Raw genomic sequence first — 2,728 nt, forward strand, 5'->3', positions numbered from 1 at the left:
GTGGGGGCCGCCAGCGTCAGCGTGTCGCCCACCTTCACCTCGAGCTTCTTGGCCTGCTCCTCGAAGATGAGGATGGTTGCCGGCTGGTTCAGGTCGTCCAGCCTGCCCTCGCGGAGCTGGACCACCTTGCGGAAGCCTGGCTCGTCCGCCACGTCGATTCCGCCCACCCCCACCTGCACCGAGCCGGTGTCCGAGACGAGCTTGGCCCAGCCCCGTCCGCGCTGGGACACGTAGTCCAGCTCCGGCACCTCCTTGCGCAATTCCTCGATGAGCTTCGGGTAGTTGGTGACCACCGGCGCGGACTGGCCCGCCGTCACCTTGTAGAAACCCCCCACGTTGACGTGTCCGCTCATCAGCGTGGTGGCGGACTCGAGCATGGTGGACTTCATCCCGTTGGTGACTCCCATCAGGATGACGAGCACGGCCGTGACACCCCCGATGGCGGCGCCCAGCAGCAGGGTGCGCCGACGGTGCGCCAGCAGGTTGCGGTAAGCGATCAGAAGGATCTGGAGCATGGCTTCACTCGTCGGTCTGCATCGCCGTGACGGGCGACACACGCATGGCCATGAAGGCCGGGTAGAGGGTGGAGAACAGGGATACGCCCACGACCAGGGCGAAGGCCGCGATGATGTTGGACGGCGCCAGCACCGGCATCAGTCGCGGGCCGCTGAAGAAGAAGTACATCTCCTCCGAGCCCGCCGGGATGCCCACGTTGTGCAGCCAGGTGATCAGACCACTCCCCACGCCCGCGCCCAGCCCGCCGAACACCAGGCCCAGCACCACCGTCTCCAGCAGCACCATGGACAGGATGAACGAGCGCCGAGCTCCGATGGCGCGCATCGTCCCGACTTCCTTCACGCGCTGCATGGTGGCCATCATCACCGCGTTGTTGATGATGGCCAGCACCACGACGAAGAGGATGACGATGATGCCCCACAGCACCATGCGCATCATCGTCACGAACTGGCCGAAGAGCCCGGCGGCCTGCTGCCAGCTCACCACTCGCAGCTTCAGATCCTTGACCTCCTGGGACTGCTGAAGCTCCGCCAGCGTGGCGTCCAGCTTCGTCGGGTCCTTCAGGATGAGCGCGGCGCTGAGCACCATGCCGCCCTCGATCTCCTTCTGGGAGTAGACGTGCTGCAGCAGGTTCTCGTTGCGCTGGGCGGCGCCGGTGTCGCTGATCTGCTCGTTCTCGTTGATGAGGCCCGGCGTGGCGTCGGCCACCAGCGCGGACGGTGCGGACTCTCCGAAGAGGGAGGCCTCGGCGTCCTCGCGCTTTACCTCGGCCGCGCCGCTCCTGGTCTTGAGCTGGGCGATCTCCTCCTTCTTGTCCTCGGTGAGGTAGCCGTACAGCTCGCGGAAGGAGATCATGTCCATGAGGCTGGAGTTACCCGCCAGCGGGGACTTCTCCAGGCCGCTGAACTCGTAGGTGCCGTAGATGGGCACGTTCACGCTCTGCACGTATCCGGTGCGGCTGAACGCGGTGATGGTCAGCGTGTCGCCCAGGCGGATGCGGTACAGGTCCAGCAGTGGTACCAGCTGCTCGTAGAACTGCTTGTAGCGGGCGTCGAAGTTCTCGTCGTTCACCGCCAGGAACGCGTTCAGCAGCCTGGCCAGGTCCTTCTCCTGGCTGCCGAGGAGCTCCTGCAGCCGAGCGGTGGCCTGCTGCGTCTTGAGCGGGTCGAGCTGGTAGACGATCTCTCGCGTCTGCGTGGAGTTCTCCTTCACGTAGCGCTGCAGCAGCGGGTCGGTGGCGATGGTCTTCTTGTTGGTGTCGCGCTCCTGCTTGATGAGGTCCATGCGGCGCGCCGTCTTCAGCTTGAGGAACTCCTCGTAGAAGTACTTGGACAGCAGCATGCCCCGCTTGCCCCGCGGCACCGCCTGCCCGTCCACGATCCTCATGCGGTCGAAGCTCTTCTGGAACGCTTCCAGATCCGTGCCCACGTAGTGGATGTAGAGCAGGTCCCCGTCGGCGGCCTGAGGCGCCAGCTCGTTCTCCAGGAACTCCAGTGAGGCGAGCGGGTCCTTGTCGAAGTCGGCCCAGAAAGCCTCCGAGCGGGCCTTCTCCAGCGCCGCCTCCTCCGCGGGCTCCCGCTCCTCGTCGCGCATCAGGACACGGCGCGTCTCCTGCTCGGAGTGCAGCAGGTTGGCCAGCTGCCGCACGTGCGCCTTGAGGCTGTCGAGCTGGGCGCGCAGCTCGGGCTTCTCGCCCTCGGCGCCAGCCCGGCGGTACAGGTCGCGCAGCCGCGCCAGCGTCAGGTCCACCGTGTTGCCGGAAGGAATCAACGCGCTGTTGGTGCCCATGGGCACCACGGTCCGCACGTTGGGGTGCTTCTCCAGCGCGGCCTTGATGGGCGCGAAGCTGTCGATGGCCGCGATGTCCGCCTCACCCTGCATGCCGCCGAACAGGGCCAGCTCCTCCTTGGACTTGTCCGAGTACACCTGGAGGTGCCCGGACAGCGAGCCGATGATCGACCGGCTCATCGAGGAGTCGATGCTGTCCAGCAGGGCCCCTCCCGTCACCACCAGACAGGACGGGAAGAAGATGATGCCGCCGATGATGATGTTGACCTTGCTCTTGAGCAGGTTCCGGAACGCCACCTGCAAGAGCAGCTTGAGCGAGCCGAGCATCAGTGCGCCTCCGCCCCGGCCGCCATCGACAGGCCCGCCTCGGCCGGCGTGACGCGGTCGAGGATCCTTCCGTCCGCCAGCCGCACCACCGCGTTGG

2 protein-coding genes are annotated in these 2,728 nt (G+C 66.2%); both read right to left on the reverse strand.

The features are described 5' to 3' along the window. Positions 1 to 515 (reverse strand): ABC transporter permease (locus tag KY572_RS46735; protein WP_224250303.1); only part of this gene is annotated, 515 nt, incomplete at its 3' end. A 4-nt stretch (positions 516 to 519) separates the two neighbouring features. Further along, entirely contained in the window at positions 520 to 2,631 is a 2,112-nt protein-coding gene (locus tag KY572_RS46740) for an ABC transporter permease (protein ID WP_224250304.1), read from the reverse strand. Positions 2,632 to 2,728: the final 97 nt, after the last annotated feature.

Origin of the sequence: Hyalangium gracile (assembly GCF_020103725.1) — a bacterium.
GTDB lineage: Bacteria > Myxococcota > Myxococcia > Myxococcales > Myxococcaceae > Hyalangium > Hyalangium gracile.

Coding starts and splice junctions, on each gene's coding strand:
- KY572_RS46740 (WP_224250304.1), bottom strand. CDS start 2,631: ATGCTCGGCTCGCTCAAGCTGCTCTTGCAGGTGGCGTTCCGGAACCTG.